This is a genomic window from Robertmurraya korlensis, from assembly GCF_023715225.1.
In the GTDB taxonomy this organism is placed as follows: Bacteria; Bacillota; Bacilli; order Bacillales; family Cytobacillaceae; genus Robertmurraya_A.
The window spans coordinates 1-467 of record NZ_JAMBNS010000086.1; the positions used below are offsets into that span (position 1 = coordinate 1).

2 protein-coding genes are annotated in these 467 nt (G+C 37.9%); both read right to left on the reverse strand.

The genetic code is table 11. The features are described from left to right. A partial coding sequence (locus M3175_RS25935; RefSeq protein ID WP_251524579.1) for a hypothetical protein occupies positions 1 to 206 on the reverse strand: 206 nt, incomplete at its 3' end. A 51-nt stretch (positions 207 to 257) separates the two neighbouring features. Continuing rightward, on the reverse strand, positions 258 to 467 hold a 210-nt coding region (locus M3175_RS25940; RefSeq protein ID WP_251524581.1), incomplete at its 5' end, for an iron-sulfur cluster assembly accessory protein.

Below are 467 nucleotides of genomic sequence, written 5' to 3' on the forward strand. Positions count from 1 at the left end.
GGCTTTAGTGCGGATAATTTGGCGATTGATTCACGCAAAAAACCATCCGTATTAGCAGATAGCGAAAGGTTTTGCTCAGATACAGACGCATCAAGATTGTTATCGGGATGGAACTCAGATTGAAGTTGGCGAAGGGTCTGCTGAAGTTTGGCTATATCAATTTGATATTGTTGGGGTACATTCATCAACTCAAAATAATTAACCATTTTCAACTTCCCCTACCGAGCCATCACTATACTGACAAAAAATATTAAAAACTAAACGGTGAAAGATTCACCACAGCCACACTCACCTTTTTGGTTTGGATTACTAAATTTAAAGCCTTCATTGAGACCTTCTTTGACAAAATCCATTTTCAAACCATTAAGATAAACTAAGCTTTTTGGATCGACAAATACACTAACCCCATTACTTTCAAAACGTTGATCGTTAGGGTCTGGCTCATCAACAAATTCCAGTACATACGC